The organism is Streptomyces sp. NPDC006476, from assembly GCF_040612015.1.
In the GTDB taxonomy this organism is placed as follows: domain Bacteria; phylum Actinomycetota; class Actinomycetes; order Streptomycetales; family Streptomycetaceae; genus Streptomyces; species Streptomyces griseorubiginosus_B.
This window is the reverse complement of record NZ_JBEXPK010000112.1, coordinates 1-19,244: the sequence shown is the minus strand read 5'-3', so window position 1 is coordinate 19,244 and position 19,244 is coordinate 1. Positions and strand designations below refer to the sequence as shown.

General features: G+C 64.3%; 11 protein-coding genes and 2 pseudogenes. 7 read left to right on the top strand and 6 right to left on the bottom strand.

The features are described 5' to 3' along the window. Positions 1-141, top strand: a pseudogene (locus tag ABZZ74_RS48650) (IS5/IS1182 family transposase); the annotation flags it as partial. Between the two features lie 65 nt (positions 142-206). Here ABZZ74_RS48650 and ABZZ74_RS48645 read toward each other — a convergent pair. From ABZZ74_RS48645 to ABZZ74_RS48620, 6 genes and pseudogenes are all read right to left on the bottom strand, one after another. Continuing rightward, positions 207-866, bottom strand: coding sequence for a hypothetical protein (locus ABZZ74_RS48645; RefSeq protein ID WP_356950558.1), 660 nt, complete (start codon positions 864-866; stop codon positions 207-209). Between the two features lie 406 nt (positions 867-1,272). Next, positions 1,273-1,500 carry a hypothetical protein gene (locus tag ABZZ74_RS48640; protein WP_356950557.1) on the bottom strand — a complete coding sequence of 76 codons (228 nt, stop codon included), beginning with the start codon at positions 1,498-1,500 and terminating at the stop codon, positions 1,273-1,275. Then, positions 1,470-2,174, bottom strand: a complete 705-nt coding sequence (locus ABZZ74_RS48635; RefSeq protein WP_356950556.1) for a hypothetical protein — start codon at positions 2,172-2,174, stop codon at positions 1,470-1,472. Before ABZZ74_RS48635 ends, ABZZ74_RS48640 begins: the two co-directional genes overlap by 31 nt. A gap of 466 nt (positions 2,175-2,640) precedes the next feature. Then, a pseudogene (locus ABZZ74_RS48630) lies at positions 2,641-2,835 on the bottom strand (ISKra4 family transposase); the annotation flags it as partial. A 35-nt stretch (positions 2,836-2,870) separates the two neighbouring features. After that, positions 2,871-3,680, bottom strand: coding sequence for a Tat pathway signal sequence domain protein (locus tag ABZZ74_RS48625; protein WP_356950555.1), 810 nt, complete (start codon positions 3,678-3,680; stop codon positions 2,871-2,873). A gap of 63 nt (positions 3,681-3,743) precedes the next feature. Next, the gene (locus ABZZ74_RS48620; protein WP_356950560.1) at positions 3,744-4,523 is read right to left on the bottom strand and encodes a chitosanase; all 780 of its coding nucleotides are present in this window, start codon (positions 4,521-4,523) and stop codon (positions 3,744-3,746) included. A 1,081-nt stretch (positions 4,524-5,604) separates the two neighbouring features. Between ABZZ74_RS48620 and ABZZ74_RS48615 the strand changes: the two genes are divergently transcribed. The 6 genes from ABZZ74_RS48615 (at position 5,605) to ABZZ74_RS48590 (ending at position 19,022) form a co-directional block, all read left to right on the top strand. Continuing rightward, entirely contained in the window at positions 5,605-6,642 is a 1,038-nt protein-coding gene (locus ABZZ74_RS48615) for an aldo/keto reductase (RefSeq protein ID WP_356950559.1), read from the top strand. A gap of 51 nt (positions 6,643-6,693) precedes the next feature. Next, a complete protein-coding gene (locus ABZZ74_RS48610) occupies positions 6,694-9,168 on the top strand; it encodes a S8 family serine peptidase (RefSeq protein ID WP_356950554.1) in 2,475 nt (824 codons plus the stop codon). Position 9,169: 1 nt separating this feature from the next. Continuing rightward, complete coding sequence (locus ABZZ74_RS48605; protein WP_356950553.1) at positions 9,170-9,412, top strand: hypothetical protein; 243 nt, start codon at positions 9,170-9,172, stop codon at positions 9,410-9,412. A 902-nt stretch (positions 9,413-10,314) separates the two neighbouring features. Beyond that, the gene (locus ABZZ74_RS48600; protein ID WP_356950552.1) at positions 10,315-13,233 is read left to right on the top strand and encodes an AAA family ATPase; all 2,919 of its coding nucleotides are present in this window, start codon (positions 10,315-10,317) and stop codon (positions 13,231-13,233) included. A 127-nt stretch (positions 13,234-13,360) separates the two neighbouring features. Continuing rightward, the gene (locus ABZZ74_RS48595) at positions 13,361-16,129 is read left to right on the top strand and encodes an AAA family ATPase (protein WP_356950551.1); all 2,769 of its coding nucleotides are present in this window, start codon (positions 13,361-13,363) and stop codon (positions 16,127-16,129) included. A 1-nt stretch (position 16,130) separates the two neighbouring features. Continuing rightward, positions 16,131-19,022 carry an AAA family ATPase gene (locus ABZZ74_RS48590; RefSeq protein WP_356950550.1) on the top strand — a complete coding sequence of 964 codons (2,892 nt, stop codon included), beginning with the start codon at positions 16,131-16,133 and terminating at the stop codon, positions 19,020-19,022. The last annotated feature ends 222 nt before the right edge of the window (positions 19,023-19,244 follow it).

The following is a 19,244-nucleotide window of genomic DNA, read 5'->3' as shown; positions in this document are numbered from 1 at the left end:
GTCGAGCGCCTGATCAACAAGCTCAAGGCCTGGCGAGGCATCGCCACCCGGTACGACAAGACCCCAGACAACTACCTCGCCGGCCTCCACCTACGCGCCTCGATGATCTGGATCAAGGACCTCACCCAGACCACCCCTTGATCGCGACGCTCAACCCGGGTACTGCGGCGCCGATATGTGTACACCGTTTGAGGAATCCAGCATTACTAGGGTGCGTACCTGCCAATGTTCGATCCCGGATACAGGTGCTTGGGACGCGGCACGGACTGGAATGCTTCGTCCAGCTCGCGCTGATCGAGGCACAGCCACGTGCTCGCCAGTCGGTTCAGGACTGAGGCCGGCAAGGGAGGGTTGACCACCCGCTGGCCCGGCATGGCCACCGACTGAACCGCCCAGGCGAACGCTGTCAATCGGGCCAACTCCTCCCAACGGTGGCGGTTGATGCCGAGAAACATCATCGCTCGCTGAAAGGCGTGCCACGTGTGATAGTCGGCCAGGTCGTCCATGGTATGAACTTCATGACCGATGTCGGTCTGCCGAGGGTCGTACAGGACGCCCTCGCCGAAAAAGGCGAACGCGGCGGTGATCCCCTCTGATTTACAGGGATAGAACCGGTCGATGACCTTCAACTGCACCGAGGAGACAATCTCCAGCGGACCAGCCAGCGGCGTGACGAACGAGATGAAGTTCTGCGGATACCCCGGCAGTCGACTCAGGGAGAGCCACCGGTCACGTAGCCCCCTGATGCTCCCGCCCGTATGAGAAGCGATGACTTGATAGGCGTCAAGGAGCTGCGAGGACGCTGCCAGTTCAGTTTCCTCATTGAACTGGTACCAAAACTCGTTCGCCCACCGGTCACCATGCATTCCGGGAATCTCGGGAAGGCCGGGTACGTGACTCGGTGGAGAAGATGTGGCTGCCTGTGCCCTGCCCGTTGATCCCAGCCCCATAGCCATCGGAAGGCCTGCCGCCGCGCCAAGCAGGAACCGTCGCCTTGCTGTCATGCCCTGCCGTCCTTTCATCCGGCCGCAGACGCCTCTGCCGCGTCTTGCCGACCCGCTCCGGCCGCCCAGGGAAACTCCCGTGCACTCCCCCTCGGGGCGAGGATTCCGCAGGCATCGTGGCTGCCCAGACCCACGACACGGTAGAGGCATATCTCCTGAGTTCCGCAGTTGATGGGCACGGGGATGTGTCGAAAGCAAGGGTTGAACTGCGGAAACGTCGAGAGCGCGGTGGCGGAGGCGTGTGCCCACGCGGTCGCGTTGCGGCTGGTCAGGCCGGGTCGGCAGTGGTGATCCGGGGCGGCGGCTTGATGCCGCAGTCGCGGTAGAGGGTGGCCCGCTCGCTGCTCAGCGGGGTGGTCTGGGTGATCTGTCCGGCGTCGCCAGTGAGGGTGACCTCGTGAAGACGGCCGAGCTGGGTGCTGATCCGGTTCCAGGTTTGGCCGGTGCGGCGTTCGGCGACGCGGATCAGCAGCAGGGCGAGCCAGCACAGCAGCACGTGGGCGCGGATGCGGTGCTCGAGGCGGTGGAAGACCGGGCGTAGTTCCAGCACCGTTTTAAGATCGCGAAATCCGCGCTCGGCTTCCAGGAGTGCCTTGTAGCGACCGCGATCTCCTCGGCAGTCAGGTGCGGGTCGGAGCTGGTCAGCAGGTACTTGCCGTCCAACCGCTCCTCCGTCTTGACCTTGGCGCGGTCGATGGCCAGCCGTCCGTTCTTCGACGTCCTCAACCACCGCTTCAAGGTGGGGTGTTCGATCAACGCGCACTCGGCGCGCACGTGGGCGGCTTCGGCCCGTTCGCGCGCTTTCGGGGTGGCCGCGCGCTTGGCGTCGCGCTCGCGCTGGGCACGGATCCGCTCGAGTTCGGCCTCGATCCGCTTGATGGCCTCCTCGCGGTGGTGGCGGTCGCGCTCTTCCTGGGCGGGGTTGTGGCAGATGACGAAGCGCCGCCCCGGGGCCTGGTCGAGTTTGACTTCCTTGACGCGCAGGTTGTCGCGGATCTGCTGGTAGCGGCCCTGCCGGGCGAGCGCGGCCTCGGCCGGGTCGCCGCCGTCACGCATGCGCATCCCGGTGATGTAGTGGCCGCCGGCGCGGGTGAGATAGGCGAGATTGTCCGCGGAGGAGAAGCCGCGGTCGACCACGGTGATCACACGTCCGAGCTTCCAGTCGCGCATGTCGTCCTTGACCTGCGGCAGGATCGCCTGGTCGCTGGTGTGTCGTCAGTCTGCCACCGTATGTCTGGTCAAGTCGTCCTCGCGTCAGCACCGTGGGATCGTCGACCTGCCTTCCCGGCTGGCGACCTTGCTCGATCCACGTGACCGGCGCGGAAGGCGTCACTCGTGAGCGTGCTGCTGATGGCCTGTTCCGCGGTCATGTACGGATCTCGGTCCTTTGCGGCGATCGGGCAATGGGCGCGAAAGGCTCCGCAGGATACCCTGGCCCGGCTCGGCGCCCGGAGCGTGTGTGCCTTCGCGGTGTGCATCGCGCCGAGCGCGGCGACGATCCGTCGGATCATCAACCGAGTCTGCCCAGGTGGCCTCGCCGACCTGCTGGGATGCGACCCGTCCGAGGCCGACACCCTGGCTGTGGACGGCAAGAGCGCCCGCGGCTCCCGCCACGGTGAGACCCCGGCTGCGCCGTCCTCGCCCGCGTATCGAGGTGATCCTGCATCAACTGCCGCAGCAACTCGCGTCCTTGCTGTTCGCGCAGCCCCTCCAGCTCATCGTGGGCCATACCGTTGGCCGGGGCGCCGGGCAACGCCCGGACAAGGCGTTCGAAGGCATCACGGGAGGCGGCATACCCATCAGGCTCGGATAAGGCGTCATAGGGTTCCATCTGGGGGCTCTTCTTCGGCTCTTCTTGCGGTTCGTTCAGCTCGTCTGCTGATAGGCCTTCAGATCCTTGACCAGCAGATACGCATTCTTCAAGTGGGTCTTGTCTTTAAGTGAGCGATAGATGCCCCACTTCGGCCGGGCACGCTGGCCCAGCCAAGTGTCCAGGCCCGACATGTGTGCATCAACTATGGTGCCCGAGCCGTCGGTGAGCTTCCAGTTGATCGCCCCGTCCTTGTCATCGAAGGTGACCTCGAGGTCGACCCCGATCCACTTGTTCTGCAGCGGGCCAAGTGCCGTACGGCCGACGATCTTCCCGCTCAGGGCGGAATTGAACTCGATCGTCGGAGTGCCGTCATGTTGCCGCAACGACATCACCATGATGGGGGCGCTGCCCGACCCCGGCTTCTTGAACTGCATGATGTGGGTGAAGCTCGTGGTCGCCTCCAGGCTGGAGGGGATGTAGACCGAGTCGGTGAACCGCCATGTCTGGCCTTTGAGTATCTGCAGGTCGGTATCACCGGTCCGCATCCCCTTAACCTCGTTGCGCTGCCGGTCAGGGCTGGAGTCCCGCTCTTTCAGGGGCATGTCGAAGCGGTACGCGCCGTCCTTGACGTAGATGTGCTTCACGCCTGGGTCGGAGCCTGCACGGTCGTCCTCCACTCCTTCGAACGCCTTCAGGCCCTCGCTCGCCGGATCCGCGGTCCAGCGAGGCACCCACTGGGTGGTGCCATTGACCCGCGTGTTACTCGGTTCCTGCGTTTGCTGCGGCTCGCCGGCCGTGGCATTACTGGCCAGGCTTACCATGCCCAGCCCTCCGACGACCGCAGTAGCGGCGAGGGCGGCCATGAGGGCCCTCTGCCGTGCTGTGCGGGTATGGGATCCCACGGTGTCATCATCTCCGGTTTGGGGTCAGTTGATCGAGTAGGGGTCGCCGTAGACCTTCCAGTGCAGCGGCGGCTCAAGGTCGAGATTGCCGTCTCGCAGGAACACTCGCTGTTCGGTGTCGACCCTGCTGGTGTCGCTGTGGGCTTCCTCCGTCTTCATGGCGACCTTGCGGGCATCCAGGAAGGCATTGAGGTAGGCGGTCTCGTCACCGCCCTGAGCAGGGGGCTTGGCCTTGCTCAGGGCGGTCTTGCGTATGCCGCCGAAGCTGTTCTTGTCATCGCCGGGGCCGTGCATGACGATGGCGTCGTAGTAGATGAACTGCCCCAGCGCGTGCAGGCCGTCCTTCTTCGCCTGCTCCACGGCGGGGTCGAAGTACACCCGGTCGCGCTCGGCGTCCTGGGCGTTCTGGAACACCGTGTCCTTGGCCGCCGTGTGCCAGGCTTTGACGAAGGCGTCGCCCAGGCCACTGTGTGAGTCTGTCCCGTTCACCCGCTTCAAAGCTGGCAGGAACGGGGCGAGCGGGTTGTGCGGCTCCTTGTCGGTGTATGCCTGAACAAGTTCTAACATGTCGCCAGTGCCGGAGCAGAAGCCGATGATCCCCGCTGTGTACCCACGGCCGTCGCCGATGTCCTCGATGTACGTGTACTGCGCCCTCCAGCCGAGCGAGGAATTCTCCGCGCTCGACACCAGTTCCATGGCGATTTCCTTCTCTTTGGGATCGTCCAGCCCGGCCCCGGCGGCTTTCACCGTTGCTCCGGCGCGGGCCGTCTGCGCCGAGGTACGAGTCGGTACGGGGGGAAGCACCCCGGCGTGGGCCGTTCCGACAAGGGCCGCCGCCCCGGCTGTCAGTAGCGCTGTGCTGAACACCACGGCCGCAGTTCGCCGGGAGAGATGACGTGGGGGGTTGTTTCGCATGCCTCTTCGTCCTTCTATGAGAGCGAGCCTCGCGAGTGCGGCGGAAACGCTAGTGATCACGAATCGGATGAATGGGTCAACTTGTCAGTAGGGCAGGCTTTTTATGCTTCCCTTAAGGCGTCTTTGAGCTCCTGTTCAATGAAGACCGTGCGGCCGCATCGAGTTCGAGGAGCAGCAGTTCGCCCACCATCCAACGGCCGCGGGTACTGGGTCCCGGCTCACCGTTCCGCCAGTGCCCGTCCACCTCGCCACGAAGTCTGAAGCCAGGATGTCTGCCTCTACCCGGGCAGCTGGCGTCCGTGCAATCATCTGCGCGCGAACGGGCCCCGTACTGCAGCAATGCGCGTGCCCGGATGCATCAGCTCGATCGCATGCACAGGACAGGCAATTCATGGAGAACACCCAGCAGTGCCGAAACGGCATGCATTCCAACACCACTTCACTATTGGCGTCGGAACCGCAGCAGCCATGATCAGAACGTTGGTGCACAGACCGCGACGCAACTCCATCGCCTCCTGAATACGTGAAGTGACAACAGAGCCGCAGATCCCAGACCGGTCGGCAGCCCTGGCTCGGAACGAAGAAGGCCTGGTTCAGCCTGGCTCCCGAGCAGCGGAAGATCGAGATCCCGCCCATCTCGACGGCGTCTGCATCTCACGACGCCACTGGGGATCCGATGCGGAATCCTTCAGTACGTCCCCAAACGACCGGTTTGTGCCGCCGCACCTTGCGCCTGGGGCACCGACCAGAAACTTGAAGAGAGAAACACCAGAATGACTGATGACGAGGAAATCATGGGAAGCTCCCTGGGCTTCGCAACGCTCCGGGGTTTGCTGACCAGTGATGCTTCCCGTATTGGACGGATGAGCACCAAGCATTCGGCGGCCTCTCAGCGCCGCGCCCTCATGGGTGTTTCCCTCGCCGTCGTCAGGGGCATGCGGGAAGTGAACCTCCCGCGGGCCAGCTGGTGATGGAGCTGGAAACGAAGGAGCTCGACCGGAAGACGCCTGCCGCGAGGAAACCGAAACTCAACAGACTGGGGAAGAGCCGGGTCGCGGTCACGGAACTGTCGTTCGGTGGGGTCGGCATCGGGAATTTCTACGGCCGAGTCAGCAACGTCGCAGCCCGTGCGGTCATCGAAACCGCATGGCAGCACGGAATCCGGTACTTCGACACGGCGCCGCAATACGGCCTCGGTCTTTCTGAACGCCGCCTGGGGACGGTGCTGCGTGACCACCCGCGTGACACCTACACTGTCTCAACCCAGGTGGGATGCCGGCTCGAGCCCACCGTTGAAGGCGGCAACGACCTCACCAACGGCTTCGCCGTGCCTGCCACACACCGACGTGTCTGGGACTTCAGCGCTTATGGCGTACGCCGTAGCCTGGAGGAGAGCCTCCGTCGGCTGGGCCTCACCAGGGTGGACATCGTCTATTTCCACGCCCCCGTCCTCCATGTCGAGCAGGCGTTCCGCGAAGGCTATCCGGAGCTGGAGCGTATGCGCGGGGAAGGCCTGGTCAGGGCGATCGGCACGCGGATCAACCAGTTCGACCTGTCTACCAGCTTGCTTCGCGACACGGACATGGACGTGATCCAGTGCGTCGGCCGCTACAATCTGCTTGACCAGCGGGCGCTGGTTCAGTTGTTGCCCGCTGCCCAGGAGCTGGGCATCTCGGTAGTGATCGGCGGGCCGTTCTGCTCCGGTCTGCTGGCAGACCCGAAGCCTGGATCGAGATACGCGCAGGCGCCCAGCGGACTGTCGAGAAGCGCTCTGGCTCTCAAGGCTGCCGCCGCCCGGCACGGCACCAGCGTGTCAGCCGCTGCACTGGCCTTCTGTTCCGCTCACCCCGCTGTGGCCAGCGTCCTCATCGGTGCCCGCTCTTACGAGCAGATCATTGACGTCGTACACCAGTTCTCGGCAAAGGTACCGGCTGATTTCTGGCAGTACCTGAAAAGGTCCCACCTCATACTGGATTCGGCTCCGGTACCCCAGGAAACGACGTCGTGAGATCCGCCAAGTCACACAGCGCACGTTGGCTTTCGAAGGAGTGATCGGCCAGTGAGGCTGAAGAGGACACTCGCGGGGGGTATCGTCGCGGCGACCTCCTTGTCTTGCCTCACCTCAGCAGGAACGACACCCGTCGCCTCGGCGGATGCACGCGGCGCGGTCACCACGTCCCAGCGGGTCATCGTCGTGCTGCGCGACAAGCATACCGACCTGCTGTCAAGGGCGAAGGACGTGCAACGGGCGAGCTCCCTCGAGGACCAACTGCCCCTCGTCCACGCGTTGAAGATGAGCGGCGCTAGCCGTCTGGTCCGGTTGAACGCCGTCAACGCCGTCGTCGCGACCGTTTCGCCGGCGGAGCGCGACCGCCTGATGACGGCCCCGGACGTCACGGCCGTCGTACCGGATCGCCAGATCCATCCACCGCGCCTGGACCTCACGCAGTCGGTCCACGCAGCCATGACGAAAGCCGCAAAGACATCACGGACGTGCCCACCGAAGCCGGATGAACCACACGAGGAGCCCGAGGCGCTGCACGTTACGGGCGCAGATGCCGCACAGCGGCTGGCGACCGGCAAAGGCTTGCGCATCGCGCTATTCACCGACGGCATCGATGTGAACAACCCGGACTTCATCCACCCCGACGGCAGCCATGTCATCACCGCCGTATGGGACTTCACCGGCGACGGCACCCAGGACCACACCGACGGTGGTGAGGCATTCGGAGACGCCGGTGCCATCGCGGCGCAGGGCGCCCGGACCTACGGTATGTCGAAGGAGCTGCCCCACTCGGGCCTGCCCAAGGGATGTACCTTCCGTATTTGGGGGTTTGCACCGGACGCCAAGTTGGTGGCCCTGAAGGTCTGGGGCGAACATTCGGGGGGCTGGCTGTCGCAGATGGCACGCGCCATCGAAGACGCGGTCTGGAAGGAGCGGGCGGACGTCATCAAGGTGTCGACTGACTACGGCCCCGTCCCGGAGTCCGCCACCGACCCTCTGCGGATCGCCGTCCGCGCGGCGGTCGCGGCAGGGGTGACCGTGGTCTCCCCCAGCGGCGATTCAGGAACCTCCGGAACGGTCAGCGCCCCGGAGGCGATCACGGTCGGTGGCACGACGGCTTTCCGGTTGGTGTCTGAAGCGTACGGCTACCAGGGCTACACTAGCGACAGCATCACGGCCCTGTCGTCAGGTGGCACAACGCAGGCCAACCGGGTGATCGACCTGGTCGCTCCCGCCCAGGCAGGAATGGCCCCCTGCACCATCGGCTCCCGGACGGGCTGCACGCACGATACCTTGGTATGGGGTGACAACAGCCAGGCAGCACCGTTCTTCTCCGGTGGGGCAGCCTTGGTGATCCAGGCCTACGAGCATGCCCACGATGGCACGCGACCCCCACCTGGGCTCGTCAAATGCATCCTCACCGGCACTGCCAGGGACCTGCACGTCCCGGCCGACGAACAGGGGTCCGAATTGCTCGACACCGACGCGGCGGTCAAGGCTGCTCTCGGCTCCGGCGGTCTCATACCCTCCGTTCCTCAGCTCGACTTCTCCGGCAAGTCAGGCAGCATGCATGACGCCCCGGTCGGCCTGGTCAACACCGGTGACACGTCGGCGCGGGTCACCATGACATCGCGTACGGTCGGTACCGAGACCTTCCATACAAGTCACACCGTCACAGTGGGCGCCCCGCAGGACACGGGAGCTGCTGAAGGAGCCCTGGCTGCCCCGCCGGTGACCTTCGAGGTTCCGTCGGGAACACCGCTGGTGAACGCGGAATTGGGGTGGCCTGGAACAGCTGACTCCAGGCGGCTCGCGCTGTTGCTGACTGACCCTCACGGCAGTCTGACGCAGATGTCGTACGACTACGACGGCAACAGCAGCTACAGCGACTACCAGCATGTCAGTGTGCACGATTTGGTAGGGGGACAGTGGAGAGCGAAGGGCGTCTGGTCCAACGGGCGCGGCCTGCTGCAGGATCCGCTGTCGAGCCCGGGGTCGTACCGAGGTCCGGTGAGGTTGAAGTTCACCGGCCACGCCTACGCGTCCGCCGGCGTGCCGGAACTGACACGATGCATCCCCGCAGGCGGCACGGCCGACTTCTGCGTGCACCTGAGCCTGCCCCAGCATGCGGGCACCGCTTCTGCGGCCCTTCAATTCGATAGTGCGGACGGGTATCACCTGTCGGTGCCGGTGGCCAGGAGGAAGTTGGTCGCCGATTCCTTCACCGCAACCGTCACCGGTGGCGTGGGCCGGACTGTCGGACAGGTTCTCGGCTACGGCCTGGACGTCCCGGCGGGCCACGGCAGCCTGACCGTCGACCTGACGGCTCAGGATCCGAACATCACGCTCGACTTCTACCTGGTCACTCCCGACGATCAGATCGCCGCCAGTGACACGACCCTGACCGGGGCGGACGGTACGGTGCCCACGGCCGCGGTCAGTCTGACGACGAACCGCCCCGCCCCGGGGGCGCTGGACGTTACTGGTCCTTCTGCCAGATCCGGTCAGCGGCAGAGACTTCAGCGATAAGGTGTTTGGGCACGTTCGCTACAACGCCGTCAACATCACGGCCGACGGTCTGCCGGACGACGGGCAACACCGAATCACCAGCGGCAGTTCGGTGCGCATCGCCGTAAGCGTGGCCAACACAACCGGCGCCGGACATTATCTGTTCCTCGACCCTCGTCTGGCCACGCCCACCACTCTCCCACTGACACAGACGGCCGGTACCGCCACGCCGGTGCTGCCGGGCCGGCCGATGACGTGCTGCTAGAAAGGCGCGTCCGGCGTACCCAGAGTTGAGATTCGGCTCAGCGTTCCACGTCTGGGTCGCTGAAGCGACGTTGATACCCCAGACCACCGTTGCCGTCTGGGTCTGCAGGAGGGCGCCCGCTCCAATACACACGAATCTCCGACGATGGGCCACCCATGATTCATCGGATGTATGTGACCAAGGAAGGCCGACCATTCCGACAGAACTGCCCGCCCCCTGATATTTACTCGAACCCTTCGCTTGTCGTTCGTCTCTGCATCTGCAGAGTTACTCGGCGTCGAGCAGATGAAACCGGCCTCTCCAGGATGCTTAAAACCGCCCCTTGTTGCAAAAAGTAGATCAATTTACGACAATTAGGTTCGGAAAAATTCAGTCTATTCCCTACGGAAACGCATGACCCGATCGAAGGCCTCTCCCAATCTTTTCTGTCACCTTGGCTTCCACCCGCCGAATTGGCGTACTGTTTTCCGGTCAAACGGCAATGGATCGCCGCACTTCGCGGCGCAGACAGACCATTTACGCCTGCGACAGCATGTCTCACGGATCATGCGTCAACCGTGACCTTAAGTGACGCCGACGCATCTAAACGTTCCCTCGGGCAACCTCTGGGCAGGCGAAAACAATCAGGTCATTCAGGCGACCTCTCACATTTGCTTCCATACCTGGTCGAACTCGGCAGGCCAAAACGCCGGAAAGCTTCCCCCTGTACATCCCCCCACAAGAGTCAACCCACCCCTGGATAATTTGATGCAAAAGAATGAGTCGACGAAGGCATCTGGCGCGACGTGAATAAGCACACACTCCGTCAAGTCAAGCCCTCGTTCTGCGGTACTCTCCGGAGGACGACAGGTCTGAACCAGTCGCCAAATAATCCTGGCCTCTTTCCCCACAGGAGGCGATACGTGTTCGCCACGCCGACGTCAGATGCCGACGCTCCACATTCCACGCTATTCGGCCGTTCCCGTGAACTTGGGATCTTGTCGAAATCAATACGGGGCTCCGCAGGCCACTACTTGACAGTACTGCTGGGCCCCCCGGGAAGCGGCAAGTCCGCCCTGCTCGCAGCAGCCAGTGTTCAGGCCGCTCACGACGGCATCTCGGTGCTGCATACACGTAGACGCGAGTCATCCCTCAGTGACAGTTACAGCACAATCCGTGACTTATTCCAGCCTCTGAATCTGGCCAATTCCGACCCGCAGCGGCCGGCGTTGTTCGACCACCGAGCACGAACAGCGCTGGACCGCTTGGCATCCGGCAGCATCGATGCCGGGCGGCTCAACGGCTTTACAGAGCAGCAGACATCGGATGTTGCTGCAAGTGACGACTACCGCATGCTAGACGGGCTGCGCAGAGTCGTCACCCAGTTGGCAGCTCAACGGCCCGTGGCGCTTATGGTGGACGACGCGCACTGGTCCGACGCGGATTCCCTGGACTGGATCTCGTTCCTTGCCCGACGGGGGGCTACGCAACGGTTCCACCTGATGGTCACCGTCTGTGACCTGCACATGACCGGTCGCCGGGAACTGACCGAGTTGCTTCGGATTCCCGGCACCCAGCTCATCAGGCTCAGCCCCCTGGGAACTGACGATGTCGCGCAAGCGGTCGAGGACGCTCTGGGCAGGCCTGCCGATGAGCCGTTCACCCGGAGCTGTGCCGAAGTCACCGGGGGCAACCCGCAGTTCCTGCGCCTGCTGCTGAACGCGATCGCTGCCGAAGGTCTGAAGCCGCATCGAGACGCCACCGGACGGGTGCGGCAAATCGGCTACGACATCATCGCCTCTGCGATGTCCCACTATTTCGACCGGTTCCCGCCACACGTGCGGGCAATGGCGCTGGCCATGGCCGTGCTGGACCGTTATCCGCAGGTCCATCCAGAACCGAGCGCGCTGTCCGAAGAATCATGTGAACTGATCGGGCAGTTGGTCGGTGTCTCGGCGCATCTTGTCACTGAGGTGATGGATCGCTTCCGAGAGCACGACCAGTTGTTCCTCAAGGCACTCCCCGCCGTGAGCCGGGCGATGCTGCATTCTCTGCCCGTGGACCAGCGAGTACGCCTGCGTGAACAAGCTGCCCGGCTCTTGCTCGACTCGGGGCATCCGGTGGACAGTGCAGCCCGTCAACTGTTGCAAGTCGACCGGCACAACGAAGAGTGGATGACCACCGCACTGCTCGTGGCCGCGCAGGAGGCGGAACTGCGGGGCGAACCCGACTGTGCAGTGAGGTACCTGAAGCATGCGCTCGATTCGAGCCCCTCCGAACAGCCATGTGTTCACACCGAGCTGGCACTCGCAGGGCTACTGGCTCCCAAGGAGCCCCAGACCGCCATGGACCATCTTTGCCATGTGATGGTACGTACCGATGACGTGCGCATCCGGGCGGTGGCTGCGACACGTTACGGCTTGACCGCAATCAGCGCCGGCCAGGCACCCCTGGCTCTCTGCTCCGTGGAACAGGCTATGGCGGCCCTCAAGGCTGCCGCCGGTCCCGTTCCCTCAGCAGCCGACCACGACCTGCTGCTGACTCTGGAGTGGACGCTGCTGACGATGGGAGCAGACCACCCGATCCTCCTGGCCCAGACCCTGGCCAAGCCGGTGCACCCCAACTGGCAGCACAGCCAGACCCCTGTCGAGAGGCAGATGCAGGCAACACACGCCTTCTTGACGGGCCTAAGGGGCGGGCCCGCGGCGGAAGTGCTCAACTACCTCGACAGGGCCACCAACGTCCGGGACACGGAAACGCCCTTCTGGACGGTCACTCACACCGTGCTGGCGCTGCTCATGGTGGATGAGCCCGGCCGAGCGCTGATGTCGTTGCGCACTCCGATGGCACTCGGCCCAGTGCCGAGCGGCCAATGGGACAATGCCACTGCCGCCGGGTTACGGGCATTGGCTCACTACACAGCCGGAGACCTTCCGCTGGTGCTCGACGAGGCTCGACTCCTTACAGACCGCACCGAAAACACAGGCGATGACCATCGATACGCGATGCTTCGGATCGCGCACGCCTCAGTGTTGATCGAGCAGAACGCACCGCAGCAGGCTGAAGCCCTGTTGAACGACACAGTCGTCAACGAGGATTCCTTCGTGCAGTTGTCACTACTGCTCCTCACCCGAGCGAAAGCCAAAGGCGGCCAAGGCGATCTGCACAGTGCGTACGCCCTGGTCCAACGGTGTCGGCGGATCATGGAACGTGCGGGCGTTACAGACCCCGCCCTCGTGCCCTGGAGGCCTTACGCCGTCAGTCTTCTGCTCCGCCTGGACCGCGCCAAGGAGGCGGCCAAACTGGCTGAGGAAGGTCTGGCACAGGCGCAGCTCCGCAACACCCCGCGTGTCCTGGGCACCGCGCTGACCAGTTGGGCAGCGGTCACGGACGGCACTCGCCGGACAGACTTCCTTAGGCAGGCGCTGCTTGCCTTCAAAGATTCCTCGGCGAGGTTGCAGCATGCCAGAACCGCCTATCTCCTCGGCACCACTCTCCTGCGCGAAGGGGACCCCGCAGAAGCCTGTGAACTGCTGCGCAGCGCAGGCAACCTCGCGTGGTCCTGCGGGGCGAAACCACTGGCCAGGTCAGCGGACCATGCTTTGGCCACAGCCGCGCCACCGCCACCGACGACTTCAGGCGTGCGCAAGCTGACGACAAGCGAGTTCCGTGTGGCCGCTCTCGCCGCACGCGGGGCGAGCAACCGCGAGATTTCCGAAGCCCTCTTCGTCAGTGTGCACACCGTCGAAGGCCACTTGACCAGTGTCTACCGGAAGCTCGGCACTTCCAGCCGCTCGGCGCTGCCGGCGGCCCTGGCCTCCCTCAGAACTGACCGAGCATGAACATGGCCATCCTTACGGACATGCGTCCTTCTCTCGTCCGAGTCGCCCTGAACTGGCTGCTCCTACCGGGGTTCGCGAACCCGCACTCGAACCGCCCAGATCCCCCACAACCTTCACATGAGTAGCCGTGTCACACGAGTCCTCACCATCAGCCATACTTCCGACACCATCTACGCTTTTGGAGCGCGACAAAGAATTGCAGGTACTGGAACAGACGGTCCTTGACACAGCCCGAGGAAACGTTCGAGCGGTGCTCATCGAAGGCTCTCCCGGAACCGGACGCACGGCGCTGTTGCGGAGTGTGGTGGATGCGGGGCGGCGTGCCAACATGCGCACCGCAGTGGCCTTCGCGACACCCGCTGAAGCCGCCATGCCGTACGGGATCGTTCGACAGTTGTTGGCGGCCCTGGAAGACCCGGCAACGCCTGGCTCCAGGGTCTGGCGACAGGACGACCAGTTGATCCGCATTGTGAACCGTGCGGTATTACGCACGCCCGTCGTGCTCGCGGTCGACGATCTGCAGTGGGTCGACGTGCAGTCCTGGCGGTGGATGGCCTCGCTCGCCCACCGTTCTGTCGCCGGGGCGGCACTGCTGATGGCCGGCACCGCACATCCTGATGCTCTGCTGCTGACCGCCAAGGCGGACGAGCCCCACGGGCGGCGCGCGGCCGCCGCGCTGGGCGTTCATGCCTATGTCGTCCGCACACGACCACTGTCCCGTAGTGGGGTAGCCACCGCTGTCCAGGCGAGTCGTGCTCTGCGCGACGACACGTGGACGGTCGATGACCTGGCCGAAGCGTCAGCAGGCAACCCGGCCGTGCTTCGCTCACTGCTAGACATGCGCGCGGGGGGATGCGATCTCAACTCGCCTGAGGGCCTGTTCGTCAAGGCCGCCGACGTCCTCGGGAACATGATCGACCGGGTACTGGACGGCCTGTCCAACGAGTTGATCACCCTGCTGTCAGCGATCGCGATGGTGGGCCCCGACCTGGGTGCGGACGTCATCTGCCAGCTGGCTGAACTGCGTTCCATGTCACTGCGTCAGGCTCTGGGCGTGCTGGCCGGAGGCTCTTTGGTGACGGGAGGCGATCCCGTTGTCTGCACCGCCGGCACCCCTCAACGAGTACTGGCGCGTCTGACAGTTGCTCAACGTGAGGATATGTACGCCCGAGCAGCAGAACTGGGACATCGCTGGGCGATACCCCGCAAGGCCGTATGCCGCATGCTGTTGGAGGCGGGCGCAGTGGGCAGCCCCTGGGTGGCTCCTCTGCTCCGACAGGAAGCAGCCGCTCAGGCAGTCACCGCCCCGCAATCGGCGGCCCGCCTCATGCGGCGCGCACTGGCAGAGCCCCTGAGCACATCGCTGCGGGAGGACATCGTTGCCGATCTGCAGGCGATGACCGGCACGAGCGAGAACGAAGCCGGTTCGCTGACCACCATGGAGACGATCAGCCCGAGCAGGCTTCCAGCAATCATGTCCTTCAGTGACCGCCGTGCGCCACACGGTTCCTGGTACGACGAACCCCCCTCGTGGGCGAACGGCGTTACCGAGAGCGACGGCGCTGCACTCGAAACTAATCGGCCGCAGGCGCGTCGGGAAACCATGGGCCAGGTCTCGGTGGAACTCCGTGATGAGGCGCTCAAGGCCTGGCAGGCGACGCTGACGATGAGCCGTCCTGCCGTCGACGTAGCGATTACCGCGCGGAAGATCGTCCACACGGCCTCGGGTCGGCGGGGACCGTTTGCAGCACGGCTGACGGGATGTCTTGTCCTGGCGATGACGGATCACGACGAGGAGGCGTTGTCTTACCTGGAGCAGGTGGGCGATGACGCCTTGGCACAAGGCACGCCCCTCGCCTACGAACTCAGCTTCGCGACGCGCGCGGCCATCGGTTTGGCGGGGGGCTGGATCGAGCAAGCGACCGCGGATCTCGAGTCAGTGGTTGCAGGCATGCCCGAACAGCACTGGCCGATGACTCTGAGGTCATGGGTGACGGCGATGCGTATGCAGATCCACATGGAGCGCGGCGAATTACGTGAGGCGCGTCAAGCGGCTGCGGCGCACTCCTTGCGCTCCACGGACGAGTACCCGACATCTCCGTCCCTGCTGTGGAGTTGGGGTCTGCTGCTGCTGAGCGAAGGCGATCTACGGGGCGCCAGGGAAGCGTTTTTGGAATCGGGCCGTCGGCAGCTGTCGTCCGGCATAACCACACCGGTGCTTGCCCCTTGGGGTTCGATGGCGGCGCTCACCTGTCAGCTGACCGAAGAGACAGAGCGGGCCGTCCGCCTCGCTCAGGAAGAGCTAAGTCGCGCGCGCATATGGGGAACGAGCAGTGCCATCGCTGTAGCGTCGCTGGCTTTGGGACTCACCTCGTCTCCGGACGCGCCCAAGGCTCTCGATGAGGCAGCTCGGCTGCTGCGTGAAGGTCCGCCGGTGGTGTGGTCTGCGCCTTTCCGTTCACGCTACATCAAGGCGGTCATTGATTTAGCGAAGGAGCGGTCCGCGACAGGCGAACCTGCCGCGCTCGCCGTGTGGGAAGTCATCAGGAAGTGGCCAGAACTCCCGAGCGCAGTGCCCGAACCACCGCTTGGATCTCAGCCGGGCCACGAGCCAAAGGGGCCCTCAGCCGGCCACGGCACATCCGGCTCTGCGAGTTCACCGCTGTACAAGGGCGGATCGCCGGAGCGTCTGACCGGCGCTGAGGCCCGTGTCGCACGACTCGCTGCCGGCGGTTTATCCAACCAGGCCATCGCGTCACAACTCGGGGTCCACCGCCGTACCATCGAGTTGCATCTCACCCGTGCCTATCGAAAGCTGGGCATCTCCAGCCGGTCAGAGCTGACCGTCGCCTGGCGGGATCACCAAGCGGACCAGGAAGTGGAAGAAGGGCAATGACGTGATCGTGGAACGGGACACCGAGTGGGCTGCGATCGCCAACGCGCTGCGCAGGGCGGAGGGCGACGCCGGAACCGTGCTTATCGTCACCGGGCCCCTGGGAATCGGTAAGTCGGCCGTGCTGCACACGCTGTCCGCGCTGGCAGGATCAAAGGGAGCGCAGGTGCTCTCGGCACAGGGCGCACAGGCAGAAGAGTCCTTCCCGCTGGGCATCGCCCTGCAACTGCTCGAACCAGCACTGGCTCGGGCCACGCCGAGCCAACGCGAGAAGTGGCTTGCCGGTATTCCCAAAACATTACGGGACATACTCGACGACAGGACGGCTGGAGACCAACTGCCACCCGAGGTCTGCCCACGGCTGTTGGCCGCTCTGGAATCTCTCGTGATGAATGTTGCCGACGGGCTGCCGCTCCTCATCCTCCTCGATGACGTTCAGTGGCTGGACTCGCACTCGTTGCGCTGGCTGAACTATGTGGCCAAGCGGATCGTAGGTCTTCCGGTGGTCATTGTGGCGTGTCTGCAGGAAGGCGACCTTCGAGCCGATCGTCCGCTGGTTCGCGAACTGGTCACCGCCGCCCAGCGCGTACTCCGGTTGCAACCCCTCTCTCAAGCAGGAGTCCGCGCACTCATCGAGCAGCAATACGGTGCGTCACCCGACGAGGCGTTCGTCGTGGCATGCCATCAGGCGTCGATGGGCAACCCGCTGTACGCGACGCTCGTGGCGGCCCAGATCATGAGCGGTACGGATTCCACGTCTTCGCCCTGGGTGTTGCGGTCGGCTCTTCTGGCCGACCGACTGGTAACGGCCGTCGCATCAGCTCCGTCGCCCATACCCGAGTTCACTCACGCCCTGGCGGTACTGGGCGAGGGGGCAGATGTGTCACTGGTGGCCCAGCTGGCACATCTCGACGACGTGGGGGCGGCGCTGGCGATGCGCAAACTCACTCAGTTGGGTCTGTTGTCGCCACAATCGCCGCCCCGCTTTGTGAACAAGAACGTCTGGGATTCGATACGTGCCTCAGCGCCCATGGAACAACTGGAGCGGCTACGCAAGCGGGCAGCGGTGCTGTTGCACGAGTCGGGCTGCCCGGTCAATGATGTCGCGGAGCAGCTTCTACTGCTGACAAGCCGTCAAGGCCCCTGGGCGGTGCCGGTCTTGTTCGAAGCGGCGCGGCAAGCGAGGGAACGCCGTGACTATCCGGAAGCGGCGCGCTGCCTGCGCAGAGCACTCCTCGAGGTATCCCCGGATGACGAGTTGCGGGGACGTCTCCTCGGCGATATGGCCGCTGTGGAACGGCATTACGACCCTGAAAGCTCCGCGCGACATGTGCTGGAAGCGGTGTCCCTGCAGAGTTCCGTCACAGACCGGGCCAAGACCCTGCTTCAGCTAGACCCGTGGTGCGAAAGCGTACCCACAGGGATTGTACACCAGCTGTTGCTGACCACGGCCAACGATCTGAGAGACGCTGCGGGTCTCGCGGATCTGAACCGCGAGCTGCCCACCCGGCTCGAAGCGCGGACTCGCTATCTCGAACAGGGCACACCCGAGGGATTGGCATCGGCCGCCGAACGCCTGCGGCGACTGGGGCCTGAACCGCCGGTGAGCACGCCTGGCGAGCGTGAACTCGCCGTAGTTCTGTCACACGCTGCGACTGTAAACGAACGTTATGGCCGTGCCGCTGTAATCCGTCTGACTGAGCGCATCCTGGAGAGGGAACCCGGTATCCCCACCCATGTACACACCCCGCTCAGGCTCCTGGTACCCACACTTCTGGCCGCCGACTCGTTGGGACTGATCACCGATTGGCTCGATACCGCGGCTGACTTTGAAGAGTCATACACTCAAGAGCCCGGTGGTCGACAAGGCTTGGGCCCGGCCACCACCCGGCTACTCAACGCCGAACGGACGCTGGTTCAGGTACGCCGCGGGAACATCCTTAGGGCGCGGCGATGGGCCGAAGCCGTGACACGTAATGGGGACGATTCCACTCTTCGGTGTCAACTCACCATATCTGCCGTGGCGTTAACGGCGCTGGAAGCTCGGGACGCCGATCTGGCCGAGGCGTTGCTAGTTGCGAGCAACCGATTACGCATCAAGAGCGCTCAATGCGTCCACAGCAAAGGCCTCTTGCACATCCTGCGTGGAATGGTGGCACTTCGGGACGGCAAACCGCACATCGCCCTGGAAGAATTCCATGAGTGCGGACGTAAGTTGGAGGGATCCGGCTGGCACCTGGCCGCTTTGCACCCGTGGCGCACTTTCGCCGCCGTGCTCCATTACCGGCTTGGTGACACCGACCGTGCCTGGAAGCTCGTCGAGGACGACTGGACAGCGGCTGAGGCATGGGGCGCGCCGGCGTGGATCGGGCGAGTCATACGGACACGGGCCGTGCTGTCGGCTTTCGGCAGCACATCGGCCGGAAACGAGGAACTCGCACTGTTGCGGCAATCGGTGACAGTGCTGAGAGACTCCGACCACCGGCTCGAGCTCGCTCGCTCACTGGTGCGTCTCGGTCTTCGCGCGCCAGCCCCGGGAGCGCACGTGGAGGAAGTGCATGAGGCTGAAACCCCTCTGGCAGAAGGCATCCAGCTCGCTGAAGCCTGCGGAGTGCCCGAACTGGCGCGACGTGCACGATCCATGCGTGGGGGCGAGCAGCCTCCTGCCACGGTCTCATCCGGCGGCCTCACTCGTACCCAACTAGTGATCAGCGAGCTCGCCGCGCAGGGCGTGTCCAACCGGGACATCGCTGCTCGACTCCTTGTGACACAACGCGCCGTAGAAAAGCACTTGACCAGTGTCTATCGCAAGTTGGGTATAGCTGGACGGAAAGACCTTGCCAGGGCTCTGCACGAAGAGGGTCGGGACCTGTCCCGGAGTGGAGGACACCTCTGAGCCCGGCCCCGGCAGGGGCCGGGTAGGAGGGATCTCTTATGGTGTTGACTTCTCCCCCAGCTGAAGCAGGGAGATTCTTCCCTCGCGGGTTGAGCTCTCTGCTTCTCAGACAGCAGCTGCCCCGAACTAACGGCAAGGGACGTTGGTACGCCCAGCAGTCTCACGCCAGCTCCACAGACCTGACATCCCGCCAGCCCGGCGGTAGGCCCGGCCAGCTTGGTT

Coding starts and splice junctions, on each gene's coding strand:
- ABZZ74_RS48645 (WP_356950558.1), bottom strand. CDS start 866: ATGCATGGTGACCGGTGGGCGAACGAGTTTTGGTACCAGTTCAATGAG.
- ABZZ74_RS48635 (WP_356950556.1), bottom strand. CDS start 2,174: ATGCGCGACTGGAAGCTCGGACGTGTGATCACCGTGGTCGACCGCGGC.
- ABZZ74_RS48625 (WP_356950555.1), bottom strand. CDS start 3,680: ATGGCCGCCCTCGCCGCTACTGCGGTCGTCGGAGGGCTGGGCATGGTA.
- ABZZ74_RS48615 (WP_356950559.1), top strand. CDS start 5,605: ATGGAGCTGGAAACGAAGGAGCTCGACCGGAAGACGCCTGCCGCGAGG.